16 protein-coding genes are annotated in these 15,365 nt (G+C 75.0%); 9 read left to right on the top strand and 7 right to left on the bottom strand.

Translation table 11 applies throughout. The features are described from left to right. The first annotated feature begins 57 nt into the window (after window positions 1-57). The 6 genes from GA0070609_RS06270 (at window position 58) to mug (ending at window position 4,823) form a co-directional block, all read left to right on the top strand. Window positions 58-630, top strand: a complete 573-nt coding sequence (locus tag GA0070609_RS06270) for a TetR/AcrR family transcriptional regulator (RefSeq protein ID WP_088992923.1) — start codon at window positions 58-60, stop codon at window positions 628-630. 195 nt (window positions 631-825) lie between these two features. Then, complete coding sequence (locus tag GA0070609_RS06265; protein ID WP_088992922.1) at window positions 826-1,728, top strand: TIGR04222 domain-containing membrane protein; 903 nt, start codon at window positions 826-828, stop codon at window positions 1,726-1,728. Next, window positions 1,725-2,543: a DUF692 domain-containing protein gene (locus tag GA0070609_RS06260; protein ID WP_088997531.1), complete on the top strand. Its 819-nt coding sequence runs from the start codon at window positions 1,725-1,727 to the stop codon at window positions 2,541-2,543. Before GA0070609_RS06265 ends, GA0070609_RS06260 begins: the two co-directional genes overlap by 4 nt. A gap of 224 nt (window positions 2,544-2,767) precedes the next feature. Next, window positions 2,768-3,250 (top strand): hypothetical protein, encoded by a 483-nt coding sequence (locus tag GA0070609_RS06255; protein WP_088992921.1) that lies wholly within the window; start codon window positions 2,768-2,770, stop codon window positions 3,248-3,250. Between the two features lie 98 nt (window positions 3,251-3,348). Beyond that, entirely contained in the window at window positions 3,349-4,110 is a 762-nt protein-coding gene (locus GA0070609_RS06250) for an SDR family oxidoreductase (RefSeq protein ID WP_088992920.1), read from the top strand. 101 nt (window positions 4,111-4,211) lie between these two features. Continuing rightward, a complete protein-coding gene (mug, locus tag GA0070609_RS06245; protein WP_231928548.1) occupies window positions 4,212-4,823 on the top strand; it encodes a G/U mismatch-specific DNA glycosylase in 612 nt (203 codons plus the stop codon). Here mug and GA0070609_RS06240 read toward each other — a convergent pair. The 3 genes from GA0070609_RS06240 to GA0070609_RS06230 all read right to left on the bottom strand — a co-directional run bounded on the left by GA0070609_RS06240 (window position 4,820) and on the right by GA0070609_RS06230 (window position 7,948). Continuing rightward, on the bottom strand, window positions 4,820-6,796 hold the full coding sequence (locus GA0070609_RS06240) for an ABC transporter ATP-binding protein (RefSeq protein ID WP_088997529.1): 1,977 nt from the start codon (window positions 6,794-6,796) through the stop codon (window positions 4,820-4,822). The genes mug and GA0070609_RS06240 overlap by 4 nt on opposite strands. Before the next feature lie 113 nt (window positions 6,797-6,909). After that, window positions 6,910-7,677, bottom strand: a complete 768-nt coding sequence (locus tag GA0070609_RS06235; RefSeq protein ID WP_088992919.1) for an enoyl-CoA hydratase/isomerase family protein — start codon at window positions 7,675-7,677, stop codon at window positions 6,910-6,912. A 43-nt stretch (window positions 7,678-7,720) separates the two neighbouring features. Beyond that, a complete protein-coding gene (locus GA0070609_RS06230; RefSeq protein WP_007462679.1) occupies window positions 7,721-7,948 on the bottom strand; it encodes a helix-turn-helix domain-containing protein in 228 nt (75 codons plus the stop codon). A 389-nt stretch (window positions 7,949-8,337) separates the two neighbouring features. Here GA0070609_RS06230 and GA0070609_RS06225 point away from each other — a divergent pair, with 389 nt between their 5' ends. Further along, on the top strand, window positions 8,338-8,937 hold the full coding sequence (locus GA0070609_RS06225; protein ID WP_088992918.1) for a cadmium resistance transporter: 600 nt from the start codon (window positions 8,338-8,340) through the stop codon (window positions 8,935-8,937). Between the two features lie 109 nt (window positions 8,938-9,046). Here the strand turns inward: GA0070609_RS06225 and GA0070609_RS06220 are convergent, their stop codons facing one another. After that, window positions 9,047-10,651 carry an ABC-F family ATP-binding cassette domain-containing protein gene (locus GA0070609_RS06220; RefSeq protein WP_088992917.1) on the bottom strand — a complete coding sequence of 535 codons (1,605 nt, stop codon included), beginning with the start codon at window positions 10,649-10,651 and terminating at the stop codon, window positions 9,047-9,049. Between the two features lie 246 nt (window positions 10,652-10,897). Here GA0070609_RS06220 and ypfJ point away from each other — a divergent pair, with 246 nt between their 5' ends. Beyond that, window positions 10,898-11,812: a KPN_02809 family neutral zinc metallopeptidase gene (gene ypfJ, locus GA0070609_RS06215; RefSeq protein ID WP_088992916.1), complete on the top strand. Its 915-nt coding sequence runs from the start codon at window positions 10,898-10,900 to the stop codon at window positions 11,810-11,812. Window positions 11,813-11,969: 157 nt separating this feature from the next. Here ypfJ and GA0070609_RS06210 read toward each other — a convergent pair whose 3' ends face one another. Together GA0070609_RS06210 and GA0070609_RS06205 are read right to left on the bottom strand one after the other, a co-directional pair. Next, complete coding sequence (locus GA0070609_RS06210; RefSeq protein ID WP_088992915.1) at window positions 11,970-12,623, bottom strand: acVLRF1 family peptidyl-tRNA hydrolase; 654 nt, start codon at window positions 12,621-12,623, stop codon at window positions 11,970-11,972. A 42-nt stretch (window positions 12,624-12,665) separates the two neighbouring features. Continuing rightward, window positions 12,666-13,223, bottom strand: coding sequence for a TetR/AcrR family transcriptional regulator (locus GA0070609_RS06205; protein ID WP_088992914.1), 558 nt, complete (start codon window positions 13,221-13,223; stop codon window positions 12,666-12,668). A gap of 57 nt (window positions 13,224-13,280) precedes the next feature. On the opposite strand from GA0070609_RS06205, the gene GA0070609_RS06200 reads away from it, so the two are divergent. Beyond that, window positions 13,281-14,261: a DsbA family oxidoreductase gene (locus tag GA0070609_RS06200; protein WP_088992913.1), complete on the top strand. Its 981-nt coding sequence runs from the start codon at window positions 13,281-13,283 to the stop codon at window positions 14,259-14,261. Between the two features lie 91 nt (window positions 14,262-14,352). On the opposite strand, the gene GA0070609_RS06195 is transcribed toward GA0070609_RS06200, so the two are convergent. Beyond that, window positions 14,353-14,982, bottom strand: a complete 630-nt coding sequence (locus GA0070609_RS06195; RefSeq protein ID WP_088992912.1) for a LysE family transporter — start codon at window positions 14,980-14,982, stop codon at window positions 14,353-14,355. Between the last annotated feature and the right edge of the window lie 383 nt (window positions 14,983-15,365).

The raw sequence follows: 15,365 nt of genomic DNA, 5'->3' as shown, positions 1-15,365 counted from the left end.
GAACCCAAGCCGTACGTACGGTTTGCAGTACGCGGGGTGACCTGACACGATCGACCCGTGCCCAGAGTAAGTCAGGACCAGCTCGACGCGCGCCGGCAGGAGATCCTTGCCGCCGCGCGGGCGTGTTTCGCCCGGCACGGCTACGAGGGCGCCACCGTGCGCCGGCTGGAGGAGGCCACCCGGCTGTCCCGGGGCGCGATCTTCCACCACTTCCGGGACAAGGACTCGCTCTTCCTCGCCGTCGCCGAGGACGACGCCGCGGTGATGGTCGAGACGGTGGCCCGCAACGGTCTGGTCCAGGTGATGCGGGACCTGCTCGCCGGGGCGGTCTCCCCGGACACCACCGGCTGGCTCGGCAGCCAACTGGAGGTGTCCCGGCGGCTGCGTACCGACCCGGCGTTCGCCAAGCGGTGGGCCGAGCGGTCGGCCGCCATCGCCGAGGCGACCCGCGAGCGGCTGGCCCGGCAGCGGGAGGCGGGCGTCCTGCGCGACGACGTCCCGATCGACGTGCTGGCCCAGTTCCTGGAACTCGCCTACGACGGGCTGGTGCTGCACCTGGCCATGGGCCGCCCGGCCGGTGACCTCGGCCGGGTGCTGGACCTGGTCGAGGAGGCGGTCCGCCGGCGCTGACCCCGGCGGCTCCGACCACGTGACCCTGCGGCGGTACCCGGTTCCCGGCGGGGCGTCGCGCCCCTCGTACCTCTCCCCCAGGCGAACGCGGCCGGCCGGCACCTCGCCACGCCGGCCGGGTGGCACCAGGCGGTGCGGCGTGGCGGTCCTGCCCCACAATGGGGCCGCCGATCCCTCCGGCGACAGGAGCAGCCGATGTCCGTCCTTGCCGCACCGGGCGACACCTGGGGCATCCCCGGTCCGACCTTCCTGCGCTTCTACCTCGCCGCGGCCGTCCTGGTGGTGGTCCTCGGCGCGATCCACCGGGCCCGGGTGCTCGCCGGCTCCCGGGAACCCGGTTACGACCAGCTCAGCCCGGAGCAGGCCGCCTACCTCAACGGCGGCGCCGCGCTGGCCGTGCCCGCCACGCTCGGCGCGCTGCGCGGCGCCGGCTCCGTCGGCGTCGGCCCGGGCCGCCGCCTGGCCACCACCGGGCCGATGCCCGCCGGCGCCACCCCGCTGGCCCAGGCCGTCTACAACGCGGCGGCCCGCCGGACCCGGGTCGCGGACCTGCGCCGGGACCAGTGGGTCGCCTCGGCCCTCACCCAGCTCGGTGCCGACCTCGAACAGCGCGGGCTCGCCCTGTCGTCGGGCCGCCGCGAGTCCGCCCGGCGCGGGGCGATGGCCCTGCTGCTCCTGCTGGCCGTCGGGATCTTCCGGCTCTTCGACGGGCTGTCCGGCGCCAAACCGGTCGGCTATCTGCTGCTCACCCTGGTGGGCATCGTCGTGGCCTTCCTGATCCTGGTCCGGGCGCCGTACCGGACCCGGGCCGGCCGGGCCGCGCTGCGCACCCTGCGCCAGCGGCACGTCCACCTCGCCCCGACCTCCTCCCCCGCCTACGCCACCTACGGCGCGGCCGGCGCCGCGATGGGCGTCGCGCTGTTCGGCACCGCCGCGCTCTGGGCGATGGATCCGGGCTTCGCCGAGCAGGCCGAGATCCAGCGGCAGGCGCTGGGCAGCAGCGGCGGCACCGGCGGCTGCGGCGGCGGCAGCTCCGGTTGCGGCGGCGGCAGCTCCTGCGGGGGCGGCGGCTGTGGGGGCGGCGGGTGCGGCGGATGACCGGCCCGACCGGGGTGGGCATCGGCTGGCGTCCGGAGATCGCCGGCTTCGTCGCCGAGCTGCCCGGCCTGCGCTTCGTCGAGGTGGTGGCGGAGTCCGTGCCGGCGACCGGACCGCTGCCGGTCGGCCTGGCCGCGCTGCGCGAGCGGGGCGTCACGGTCGTACCGCACGGGGTGCGGCTCTCCCTGGGCGGCGCGGAACCGGTCGACCCGGCCCGGGTCGCCCAGCTGGCCGCGGTGGCGCGGCTAGTGGACGCCCCGCTGGTCAGCGAGCACATCGCGTTCGTCCGGGCCGGCGGGCTGGAGGCCGGTCACCTGCTGCCGCTGCCGCGCACCCGGGAGGCGGTCGACGCGGTCTGCGCCAACGTCGACCGGGCGCAGGCCCAGTTGCCGGTACCGATCGCGTTGGAACCGGTCGCGGCGCTGTTCGACTGGCCGGACGACGAACTGGACGAGGCCGCGTTCCTGACCGAGATCCTGGACCGCACGGGTGCCCTGCTGCTGCTCGACGTCGCCAACGTGTACGCCAACGCGCGCAACCGCGGCACCGACCCGATCGCGCTGCTGGACCGGCTGCCGCTGGAGCGGGTCGCCTACGCGCACGTGGCCGGCGGCGCCGAGCACGGCGGCTTCTACCACGACACGCACACCGACCCGGTGCCGGCCGAGGTGCTCGACCTGCTCGGTGAACTGTGCGCGCGGCACCGCCCGCCGGCGCTGCTGCTGGAACGCGACGGGCACTACCCGCCCGCCGCGACGCTCCGCGCCGAACTGGACGCCCTCGCCGCGGCCGCCGGGTTCCCGGTGGTCACGTGACCGCCGTCCCGCTCCCCACCGGCCCGGCCGCCCGCCCGGCGGACGGCCGGACCAACCGACCGACGGTCGACCGGACCGTACCGTCGACAGTCGACGTGACCACCCGGCCGGCGGACAGCGGCCCGGCCGCGCGGCCGGCGGACGACCTCGCCGCCCCGCGGGCGGACGACCTGGTCACCGCCCGGCCGGGGAACGACGACCCGGCCGCCGGGCCGGCGACGGAGGTGGCGGCTCGGGCGGCGGACGGCCCGGCCGCCCGGCCGGCGACTGACCTGGCGGCTCGGCAGGCGGAACTGGTGGCGGCGCTGGTGGCCGGCGCACCGGTGCCGCCGGGCTTCGACCCAGCGCCGCTGGCCGCGGCCCGGGCGGCGCTGCTGCGCAAGCGCGCCGGCGACGTGGCCCGGCACTGGCCGCTGCTCGCCGCCGGCTTCGGCGCCGCCTGGCCGGCCACCTTCGCCGGCTGGGCGGCCGGCCGACCCACCGCCGGGTCGCTGCGCGACGGTTGGGACCTGGCCCGCGCGCTGCGGGAGCGGGGCGCGCTGCCGCCGCTCGGCGCGGAGGAACTGGCGGTGCGCGAGGCGACCGACCGCTACGACGGGCACCGACCGCCGCGGCCACGCCGGTTGCCCGCGCTGGGGCGCGCCGGCGGCGCCGTCGCGGTGCAGCTCGCCGGTCGGGTACGCCTGCTGCGTCCGGCCCGCCGCTGACCGGCCGCGCCCGGCGTCGCCGGTGCGGCTCGCGGCGGCGGCCCACGGCCGGTCGCCCCATAAGTGGCGCGGGCCGCCGGATGGGGCAGGATCGAGCCATGGATCTCGGACTGACCGATCGGGTGTACGTGCTCACCGGCGCGTCTCGCGGACTGGGCTACGCCACCGCGGAGTGCCTCGTCGCCGACGGCGCCCGGGTGGTGCTCTCCGCCCGGGACCCCGACGGAGTCGTCGCCGCCGCCGAGCGCCTCGGCGGGCCCGGGCGGGCCGTCGGGCTGGCCGTCGACCTGACCGACCCGACCGCCCCGGAGCGCCTGGTCGCCGCCGCCCGGGACCACTTCGGCCGGCTGGACGGGGCGCTGGTCTCGGTGGGCGGCCCGCCGCCGGGCAGCGTCGCCTCGGTCAGCGACGAGCAGTGGCGACGGTCCTTCGAGACGGTCTTCCTCGGCACGGTCCGGATGGTGCGTACGGTGGCCGCCGAGCTGTCCGACGGCGGCGCGATCGGCCTGGTGCTCTCCACCTCGGCCCGCGGCCCGCTGCCCGGACTGGGCATCTCCAACGGGCTGCGCCCCGGCCTGGTCGGTGCCGCCAAGGACATCGCCGACGAGTACGGCCCCCGGGGCGTCCGGGTAGTCGGCCTGCTGCCGGGGCGGATCATGACCGACCGGAACCGGGAGCTGTTCGCCGCGACCGGCGACCCCGACCGGGCCCGCGCCGAGGCGGAGGCGGGGATCCCGCTGCGCCGCATCGGCGAGCCGGCGGAGTTCGGCCGGGTGGCCGCGTTCGTGCTCTCCCCCGCGGCGAGCTACCTGACCGGGGTCACCGTCCCGGTCGACGGTGGCGCGCTGCGCGGCCTGTGACGACCGGGCCGGGCCGGGGGCGCGGCGACCGGGCACGACCCGAGCCGGCCGCGCCGCCGAGCCCCGGCCCCGCGACGCGACCCGCGACCGGTACGCCGCCGATGGGCGAGATCCGGGCCGGTGGGTCCGGACAGCGGCGGCGAACCGGGGAGGAACTGGCGGCCGGCCAGCGGCGGCCGACCCGGGAGGAGTTGGCGGCCGCGGCGGGCCGGACCCTGCCCGATGTCATCGCGCCCGGGCTCGACGTGCTCTTCGTCGGGATCAACCCGGGGCTGTGGTCGGCGGCCACCGGCTGGCACTTCGCCCGGCCCGGCAACCGGTTCTGGCCGGCGCTGCACCGCGGCGGGTTCACGCCGCGGCAGCTGCACCCGAGCGAGCAGGACGAGCTGCCCGGCTACGGGCTGGGCATCACCAACATGGTGGCCCGGGCCAGCGCGCGGGCCGACGAGCTGACCGCCGCCGAACTCGTCGAGGGGGCGGAGATCCTGGCCGGCAAGGTGGCGCGGTACCGGCCGCGCTGGGTGGCCGTGGTCGGGGTGACCGCGTACCGGATCGGGTTCGCCCGACCGAAGGCCGGCTTCGGCCCGCAGCCGGAGCCGCTGGCCGGCGCGCGGCTCTGGGTGCTGCCCAATCCGAGCGGGCTGAACGCGCACTTCACCCCGGAGACGCTGGGCGCCGCGTTCGCCGAACTGCGGGCCGCGGCGACGGGCTAGTTCGCGGCGGCGGGCGGCAGCGCGTCGTCCGGCACGTACGAGCGCATCGGCAGGGTCACCGGCTCCGGGCCGGTCGCGTCGGCGTACGGGGTGGGCGAGTCGGCCACCGCGAACTGGGTGCGGTAGAGCTCGGCGTACAGGCCGCCGACGGCGACCAACTCGTCGTGCCGGCCGCGCTCGACGATCCGCCCGTCGTCGAGGACCAGGATCTGGTCGGCCTCGCGGACGGTGGAGAGCCGGTGCGCGATGACCAGCGCGGTACGCCCGGTCAATGCCACCGACAGCGCCCGCTGCACCGCCGCCTCGCTCTCCGAGTCCAGGTGGGCGGTCGCCTCGTCGAGGATCACGATCGAGGGGGCCTTGAGCAGCAGCCGGGCGATGGCGATCCGCTGCTTCTCGCCGCCGGAGAAGCGGTAACCCCGCTCGCCGACGGTGGTCTGCAGGCCGTCGGGCAACGACCGGACCAGGTCGGCGACCTGGGCGCCGGCCAGCGCCGCCCAGAGTTCGTCGTCGGTGGCGTCCGGCTTGGCGTAGCGGAGGTTCTCGGCGATCGTCTCGTGGAACAGGTGCGAATCCTGGGTGACCACGCCGATCTCGTCGCGCAGCGAGTCGAGGGTGGCGTCCCGCACGTCGACCCCGCCGACCAGCACCTGCCCGTCGGTGACGTCGTAGATCCGGGAGATCAGCATGGACAGCGTCGACTTGCCCGCCCCGGAGGGGCCGACCAGCGCCACCATCTGCCCCGGCTCGACGGCGAACGAGACCCCCTTGAGCACCGGCTCGTTGACCGTACGGTCCAGCGCGGCGACCTCCTCCAGGGAGGCGAGTGAGATCTCGGCGGCGCTCGGGTAGCGGAACCGCACCCCGCGGAACTCCACCCGGCCGTTGCCGCGCGGCACCGGGACGGCGTCGGGCTTCTCCCTGATGGCCGGATCGAGGTCGAGCACCTCGAAGACCCGGTCGAAGGAGACCAGCGCGCTCATCACGTCCACCCGGACGTTGGACAGCGCGGTCAGCGGGCCGTAGAGGCGGGTGAGCAGCAGGGCGAGGGTCACCACGGTGCCGGCGCTGACCGACCCGGTGACGGCCAGCCAGCCGCCGAGGCCGTAGGTGAGCGCCTGGGCGAGCGACGCCACCAGCAGCATCGCCACGAAGAACGTCCGCGAGTACATCGCGGACTGGATGCCGATGTCGCGCACCCGCTCGGCCCGCCCGGCGAACCGGCGGGCCTCGACGTCGGGCCGGCCGAAGAGCTTGACCAGCAGCGCGCCCGCGACGTTGAACCGCTCGGTCATCGTCGCGTTCATCTTGGCGTCGAGGTTGTACGACTCGCGGGTGATCTCGGCCAGCCGCTTGCCGACCCGCCGCGCCGGGATGATGAAGACCGGCAGCAGCACCAGCGACAGCGCGGTGATCTGCCAGGAGAGGGTGAACATCACCGCCGCGGTGAGCACCAGCTGGATGACGTTGCTGACCACGCCGGACAGCGTCGAGGTGAACGCCCGCTGGGCGCCGAGCACGTCGTTGTTGAGCCGGCTCACCAGCGCGCCGGTCTGGGTACGGGTGAAGAACTGCAGCGGCATCCGCTGCACGTGGTCGTAGACCCGGGTGCGCAGGTCGAGGATGATCCCCTCGCCGATCCGGGCCGAATACCAGCGCTGGGCCAGGGAGAGCAGCGCGTCGGCGACCGCGAGCCCGGCGATGACCAGGGCCAGCCGGACGACCAGCGAGCCCGCCTCCGCGCCGCCCCGGCTGATCGCGTCGATCACGTCACCGGCGAGCACCGGGGTGGCGACCCCGATGACCGCGGCGAGCACCACGGTGACCAGGAAGACGACGATGTCCCGGCGGTAGGGACGGGCGAAGGCCACGATCCGGCGGGCCACGCCGTGCTGGAGCCGGTGGGTGGAGATCTCGTCGCGGCTGCGCATCGACCGGAGCATGCTCCAGCCGCCCATGCCGCCGCCGGACATCGGGTTGGACACGCTCACCTCCGGGTCGTCGGGCTGACCAACACCGTCAGGTCAATTCTCCCGACGACTCTGACAACCTCGGCCGTAACCCGGATCTTCCCGAACGGTCCTTACTATTCTCCCCGACCGGCGAGATCACGCAGGCGGCGGGTCTGCGCCTCGCGCTCGGCCCGCTGCTGCTCCGCGGCGGAGCGACCGCCGGCGCCGGCCAGCAGCGCCTTGATCTCGACCACCGCGTCCCGGTTGCCGGAAAGCAGCCCGGCGGTGAGGTCGCGCACCGCGCCGTCGAGTTCCGCGTTCGGCACCACCAGGGTGGCCAGGCCGATCCGGTCCGCCTCGGCGGCGTCGAGCCGCCGGCCGGTGGCGCAGATCTCCAGCGCGCGGGAGTAGCCGACCAGGTCGACGAGCCGCTTCGTGCCGGCGAGGTCGGGCACCAGCCCGAGGGTCACCTCGGCCATCGAGAACTTCGCGTCCTCGGCGAGAACCCGCAGGTCACAGGCGAGGGCGAGCTGGAAGCCGGCCCCGATGGCGTGGCCCTGCACGGCCGCCACGGAGACCACGTCCGGGCGGTGCAGCCAGGTGAAGGCATCCTGGAACTCGGCGATGCGGTCGGCGCACTCCTGCTCGGGCAGGGTGGCCAGCTCCGCGAACGAGCCCGGCCCGGAGGCACCGGCCACCGACAGGTCGAGGCCGGCGGAGAACGCCCGCCCCTCGCCGCGGACGACCACCACGCGGACGTCACCGGGCAGGTCCCGGGCGAAGTCGCTCAGCGCCCGCCACATCGCCGGGGTCTGGGCGTTGAGCACGTCGGGCCGGCACAACGTGACAGTCGCGACGGGCCCGTCGCAGTCCAGCCGTACCCCGGTCGCCTCGGCGGTCACCGGGCGGCCCGGGGCGCGGCGCTGGACGACGCTGCTGGGCGGATCACGCCTTCTTGCGGCGCCGGGCGCCGCCACGCTGCCGCAGCTGCACGCCGGACTCCGTGAGCACCCGGTGGATGAACCCGTAGGAACGGCCGGTCGAGGCCGCGAGCGCCCGGATGCTCTCCCCCGAGGTGTACCGCTTTACCAGGTCCTTGGCGAGCGTCTGACGCTCGGCTCCGACGATCCGGCGACCCTTCTCAGTGCTGGTGGCTGTGCCCGTGGCTGCCATGCTGTGTCCTCACGTCCCAGACTGTGCGGTTCGGATACGGTCCCACCTATTAGACCGCCTCGAACGATCATGCGCCAGATATCAACTCTTCGCCAATCGACACGCTAAGCAATGTCAGCTTCCCGATAGGGTGACGCCGCCGACGGCCATCCGGCCACCCGGCATCGGCGGAACGGGCAGGACGCGGCAGCGGCTCCGCACCGCAGCGGGGCGGGACGCGGCGGTGGCACCGCGCTGAGCGGAATGGCGGTGGCACCGCGCCGGGCGGAACGCGGCGGTGGCACCGCACCGGGCGGATCGGGCGGCGGCGGCACCGCGCCAGGCGGGACGGCCGGGAGGCGGCGGTGGCACCGCGTCGGGCGGGACGGGCCGGGCCGTACCCTGCCCGGGTGATCGACCTTCTCGGCAGCGCGGTCGGTGCGGCCGTGGTGTTCGCGGCCACCGACGTGGACGACATCGTCATCCTGACCCTGTTCTTCGTGGCCGCCCGCACCACCGGCCGGCCCCGCCCCTGGCAGATCGTCGCCGGGCAGTACCTGGGGATCGGCGCGCTCGCGGTGGCCAGCGCGGTGGTCGCGGCCGGGCTGCTGGTGGTGCCCGACCCGTGGACCGGGCTGCTCGGGCTGCTGCCGATCGCGCTCGGCGTGCGGGCCCTGCTCGACACCGACGACGACGAGGCGCCCGCGGTGGTCGGCTCGGCGCTCGGGGTGGCCGGGGTGACGATCGCCAACGGCGCCGACAACGTGGCGGTCTACGTGCCGGTGTTCCGCGCCCTGGGCCCCGCCGACAGCGCGGTCTTCCTGCTGGTCTTCGTGGTGCTGATCGCGCTCTGGTGCGCGGCCGGCGCCTGGCTCGGCAGCCACCCCCGGGTGACCCGCCTCGTGGAACGCGCCGGCCACTGGCTGGTCCCGACCATCTTCATCGCCATCGGCGTGGTCATCCTGACCACCTCCGGCATCCTCCCCCACCTGCTCACCCTGACCCCCTGACGTATCGCGTCGATCATGAAGTTGTTGTCGCGACACGCCGGCACGTCCGACAACAACTTCATGATCAACCAGGCGGGGTCGCCGGCGGACCGACCGGTGGGGGTGGGGGTTAGGCGAGTTCGACGAGTTCTAGGAGGTCGTCGGACCAGGCGTCCTCGTCGCCGTCGGGGAGCAGGATGGCCCGGTCGGGCTTGAGCGCCATGACCGCGCCGGGGTCGTGGGTGACCAGCACGATCGCCCCGGGGTACCGGGCGATGGCGTCGAGCACCTGCTCCCGGCTGACCGGGTCGAGGTTGTTGGTCGGCTCGTCCAGCAGCAGCACGTTCGCCCCCGAGCAGACCAGCGTGGCCAGGGCCAGCCGGGTCTTCTCGCCGCCGGAGAGCACCCCGGCCGGCTTGTCCACGTCCTCGCCGGAGAAGAGGAACGCGCCGAGGATCTTGCGCAGGTCGGTGTCGGTCTGGTCGGCCGCGGCGCTGCGCATGTGCTCCAGCACCGTACGGTCCACGTCCAGCGTCTCGTGCTCCTGGGCGTAGTAGCCCAGCCGCAGCCCGTGCCCCGGGTTGACCTGGCCGGTGTCCGGCTCCAGCAGGCCGCCGAGGATACGCAGCAGGGTGGTCTTGCCGGCGCCGTTGAGCCCGAGGATGGCCACCCGGGAACCCCGGTCCACCGCCACGTTCACGTCGGTGAAGATCTCCAGCGAGCCGTACGACTTGGACAGGCCGGTAGCGGTGAGCGGGGTCTTGCCGCACGGCGCGGGGCTCGGGAAGCGCACCTTCGCCACCTTGTCGGCGACGCGTACCTCGTCCAGGCCGGCGATCAGCCGCTCGGCGCGCCGGGCCATGTTCTGCGCGGCGACGGTCTTGGTGGCCTTGGCCCGCATCTTGTCGGCCTGCGCCATCAGCGCGCCGGCCTTCTTCTCGGCGTTGGCCCGCTCCCGGCGGCGGCGCCGCTCGTCGGTCTCCCGCTGCGCCAGGTACGCCTTCCAGCCCAGGTTGTAGACGTCCACCACCGAGCGGGTGGCGTCCAGGAACCAGACCTTGTTCACCACCGACTCGAGCAGCGAGGCGTCGTGGCTGATCACGATCAGGCCGCCCTTGTGGTTGGCGAGGAAGCCGCGCAGCCAGGTGATCGAGTCGGCGTCGAGGTGGTTGGTGGGCTCGTCCAGCAGCAGGATGCCACCGCCGTTCTCGCCGGCGTCGCGGAACAGGATCCGGGCCAGCTCGATGCGGCGGCGCTGGCCGCCGGAGAGGGTGCCGATGGTCTGGGCGAGCGCCCGGTCGGGCAGGCCCAGGTTGGCGCAGATCCGGGCGGCCTCCGCCTCGGCCGCGTACCCGCCGAGGGAGGCGAACTGGTCCTCCAGCGTGCCGTAGCGGCGGACCAGCTTCTCGTCCGCGCCGTCGGCCAGCTTGGCCTCGATCTCCTTCATCTGGGCCATCAGCACGTCCAGGCCGCGGGCGGAGAGCACCCGGTCCCGGCCGGTGACGTCCAGGTCGCCGGTGCGCGGATCCTGCGGGAGGTAGCCGATGGCGCTGCGCCGGTCGATCTGCCCGGCGTACGGCTGCCCCTCGCCGGCCAGCACCTTCAGCGTGGTGGTCTTGCCGGCGCCGTTGCGGCCGACCAGGCCGATCCGGTCGCCCGGCTGCACCCGCAGCGTGGTGTCGGACAGCAGGATCCGGGCGCCGGCACGCAACTCCAGGCCGGTGGCAGTGATCATCTCGAGGTACTCGCTCTCGGGGTCTGGAAGGGCTGACTCAGGGCACGCGAGAGCGCCGGCGGGCCGGAGGGACCGTCGGCGCGGGGCGGTTCAGCCTTCGCAGAGCAGCACGCGGCAAGTGTACCGGGGCGTGCCCGGAGGCTCCGCCGGATTACCGACCAAGATCATCGGGTACCGGAATCGGCGTCCGGACCCGGTCCGGTACCGCAACCACCAAGACGGATCAAATCGGTGATCGGGGTAGACATGGAGCTGAACGAGAACGCGCGGATCGACACCAGCCAGGTGGACGACCGGCGAGGGTCCGGCGGAGGCGGCGGGCTGGGCGGCATCCCCATCCCGATCGGTGGCGGCCGCGGCGGCCTCGTCGGCATCATCGTCGCCGTGCTGATCGCCCTGGTCGGCGGCGGCTTCGGGCTGAACGCCGCGACCAACGGCGGCGGCGAGCAGGGCGACAACACCTCGCTGGAGCAGAAGTGTTCCGCCGACGACGCGCTCCAGCAGTTGGACTGCCGCAACACCCTCTACGTGAACTCGATCCAGGCGTACTGGCGCACCGCGCTGCCGGAGGCGTTCGGCGAGCAGTACCGCGCGTCCCGCACCGTCTTCTTCAGCCAGGGCGTGAACACCGCCTGCGGCCAGGCCGACTCCGGCGTCGGCCCGTTCTACTGCCCGGCCGACGACCTGGTCTACATCGATCTGACCTTCTACCAGGTGCTCGCGCAGCAACTCGGTGCCGAGGGCGAGTTCGCCCAGCCGTACGTGCTGGCCCACGAGTACGGCCACCACGTGCAGGACCTGCTCGGCACCGAGGCGCAGATGCGTCGGCAGCAGCAGCGCGACCCGGACAACGCGAACGCCCTGTCGGTGAAGCTGGAGCTGCAGGCCGACTGCTACGCCGGCGCGTGGGCCAAGAACGCCACCGGCACCGCCGACGAGAGCGGCCAGAAGATCTTCACCAGCATCACCGAGCAGGACATCGCGCAGGCGATCGACACCGCGGAGAAGATCGGCGACGACGCCATCTCGGAGCGGGCGAACCGGCCGGTGAACCCGGAGGAGTTCACCCACGGCTCCTCGGCGCAGCGCAAGGAATGGTTCACCCGGGGCTACTCCACCGGCGACCCGAAGTCCTGCGACACCTTCGGCGGCGCGCTCTGAGCCGCTGCGGAACCCTTCCGCGGCCGGTGGGCGCGAGCTCGCCGGCCGTCGGCCTGTCCGGCCCGGCCCGGCGACGCCGGCGGGCTCACGACCGGTCAGGCCCGGCTCAGGACCGGTCAGGTCCGGCTCAGGACCGGTCAGGCCGGCTCGGGACCGGTCAGGCCGGCTCGGGGTCGCGGACCAGGATCCGCACCGCCCGGGCGGCGTCGATCGCGCCCACCAGTACCGCGTGCCGGGGTTCGGGCACGTCGAGCAGCCGCTCGGCGCGCAGCGCGGCCAGCGGGGCGAGCCGCCGGTCGGCGAGCACGGTGTCCACCGCCCGCCGGTCGCCGCCGCAGACCAGCGCGTCCAGCGTCGACGCCGCCGGCAGCAGCAGCCGTACGGCCAGCTCCGCCGCATCCGCCAGCGCCGCCTTCGCCTGGTTGTCGCGCCGCCGGGCGAAGCGCTGCTGGGACCAGCCCCCGGCGGCGGTGCGGCCCTGCACGTAGCGGGTGTCCACCTTGGAGACCAGCAGCTCCTTCCCCGCGGCGACCCCCACCGCCACCGCGCCCTTGCGGGCGAGCAGCAGGCCGATCCGGCGGGACGCGGTCGCCGCGGCCACGAACCCGGGCAGGTCGGCGGTGGCCGGGGCGCCGGGTGGGGTGTGCAGCTCGGCGGTCGCGCCGTCCGGAGCGGCGAGCCGCAGGCCGTACGCCTCGACGGTGGTGACGGGCGAACCGTGCCGGTCGGCGAAGCCGTCGACCCAGCGGCTCACCCGGCCCGGGTCCACCTCGACCCACCGACCTCCACCTACCGCCGGCCTGCCGACCACGGCAACCTCCCGAATGACGTGCGCCTGGGTACGCGGACCGGGTCACCCACGGAGCAACCGCCACGTCGCGAGTGCCGTGTCGGCGGCACCGGCCGGAGCCCCCGCCGCCGTCCAGGTGGCGATGACGCCGGTGAGGGCGCCGGCGAGATAGGCGGCATGGACGTCCACCGGCACATCGTCCACCCCCCGGGGACGCGCCCGCTCTTGGAGGCTGCGCCGCAGTTCGGCGGCGAGCCGGTCGCGCAGGCTCGCCGCGAAGCGCGCGCTGCCGTGTGGGGAGAGCATCCTGCGGTAGAGAACCGCGTTGGCGGCGACGGTGTCGAAGAGGTCACGCAGCGGCTGCGGCGGCTCGTCGCGCGGGGCGTCCAGCGGGCAGAGCGCTGCGGCGCTCGCCACCTGGGCGACGGCCTCCTCCATCGCGTCGGTGACGAGCGCGTCCAGGTCGGGAAAGTGCAGGTAGGTCGTCGCGCGGTTGACCCCGGCCCGCTTGGCCACCTCGGCGATCGTGATGTCGCCCAGCTCCCGCTCGGCCGCGAGCTCGAGGACGGCCGCCCGCAACCGGGCCCGGGTCCGCCGGACGCGGGGGTCGGAGGAGTTCACCCCGACACTATACGACACCCGTGGTTTATGCGACAGGTGTTGTGTAACCTCCCGATCATGCGGATCGAGATCTGGGCCGACGTCGTCTGCCCGTGGGCGTACATCGGCAAGCGGCGGCTGGAGCGGGCGCTGGCGTCCTGGGAGGACGACCCGGTCGAGGTCGTCTGGCGGCCGTACCGGATCGACCCCTCCGCCCCCACCCCCGGCGAGCCCCTGGCGGAGGTCCTGCGCGACCCGATGGTGGACGCCGCCCTCCGCGGGTGTGCGCCGCACCTCACGCCCGGCGAGAACCGGGAGCGCGTCTCCCGCATCGCGCTCGCCGAGGGCCTCGGTCCCCGCTGGGGAGCCGGCTGGCGGGCCAGCAGCCACGACGCCCACCGCCTCATCGCCCTCGCTCACGAGGCCGGCGTCCCGCACCTGCAGGACGCGGTGGCCGAGGAGGTGATGCGGGCGCACTTCGTCGACGCCCTGGACATCAGCCTCCCGGCCGTGCTGGACGAGGTGTCCCGCCGGGCCGGCTTCCCGACGGGCAGTGGACTGCTCGCCGACGGCGGAGGTGACACGATCGTCCGGGAACTCGTGTTGCGGGGCCGGGCCGCAGGCGTGGCGACGTCCCCGACGTTCGTCGTGAACGGCGCGGCACTGCGCGGCGCGCAGCCCCCGGAGGTGATCCACGCCTTCCTGGCCGAGGCCGCCGGCCGCAACCCGCGCCACGTCCCCGAGGAGGTGGAACGCCTCCGGCACGCCGAGGCGCTGCTGGACCTCGGCGACCCGCTGGGCGCCCTCACCCTGCTCCGGCCCCTGCTCGACATCCACGGCGACGATCGCGGCACCCGACTGCTCGCCGCCCGGGCCTACTTCCACTCCGCCCAGCTCAACCGGGCGCTACGGATCCTGGAGCCGCTCGCGGCGCAGGCACCTGACGACTCGTACGTGCAGTTGCTGCTGGGGCGGACCCTCCAACGGCAGGGCGAGGCCGGACGGGCCGCCGTCCACTTGCATTTGGCCGCGGCGATGTCCCCCGGCTACACCGGCTGACAGCCGACGCCCGCTCGGCGGGCACCCAGGTCGGGCCGCCAACACCGCGCCGTCGGAGGGGCACCCCGGGGCGCCGGTGCCGGTGCCGGCCTCAGCGTGGCAGCAGCATGGCTATCGCCAGGGCCGCGATCAAGGCGCTGGAGACCAGCGCCGTGACGAGCCGGCCGCGCGGCCCGGTCAGCATCCGCCCGACGAGCGTGCCCCCGCCGGCGATCAGCAACTGCCAGCTGGCCGAGGCGACGAAGGCGCCCACCACGAAGAGCAACGCGCCGGCCGCGCCCGGATCCGTGCCGCCCTGCCGACCGATGACGAGGGCGGCGAAGTAGACCACCGTCGCCGGGTTCAGCAGGGTCAGCGCGAGCACCCCGGCGAAGGCCCGGATCGGGGTGTCCAGGCCCCGGCGACCGTCGGCGGGGCCACCTGGCGCGGTTCGCGGTCGTAGGGCGCGCCAGGCGCCGTGCGCGGCGATGGCGAGCAGCACGACCGCGGCGGCCAGCCGCAGCGGCCCGGCGACCGGGGCGATCAGCCCGGCGACCACCGCGCCACCGAGGGCCGCCACCGCGGCGTAGAGCCCGTCGGCGGTGGCCACCCCGAGCGCGGCGGCGGCGCCGACCCGGAACGAGGTGCGGGCGCTGAGCCCGAGGATGAGCACGGCGATCGCGCCGACCGGGATCGCGACGCCGTAGCCGGCGACCAGGCCGGCCAGGAACGCGCCGGTCACGACCGTCGGCGGCGGGTCGAGGCGCGACCGGGTGCCGTGCGCTGTCGGCGCGCGACGACGGTCGCGGCGACAGGGACAGGCTTCATCCGGTACGTCTCGATCACCCGCCCATCCTGCGCCCCCGCCCCCACCCCCGCCACCAATTTCCGCCCGCTCCCCCGAGTCCCGTGATCGTCTGTTGCTGAGCAGGCGAAAAAGGCTCACGCACGCCTGGGGAGCATCAGACGATCTCCGCGACGCGACGCGACGCGACGCGACGCGGCGCGGGCCGGCGCGACGCGGGGCGGGCCGGCGCGACGCGGGGCGGGCCGGCGCGGCCAACGCGGGGCGGGGCGGGGCGGGAGCAGGGTGAGACGGGTCGAGCGCGGCGCCCCGGTCGGGGC

Origin of the sequence: Micromonospora echinaurantiaca (genome assembly GCF_900090235.1) — a bacterium.
Taxonomy (GTDB): Bacteria; Actinomycetota; Actinomycetes; order Mycobacteriales; family Micromonosporaceae; genus Micromonospora; species Micromonospora echinaurantiaca.
This window is presented reverse-complemented; position numbering and strand designations above follow the sequence as displayed.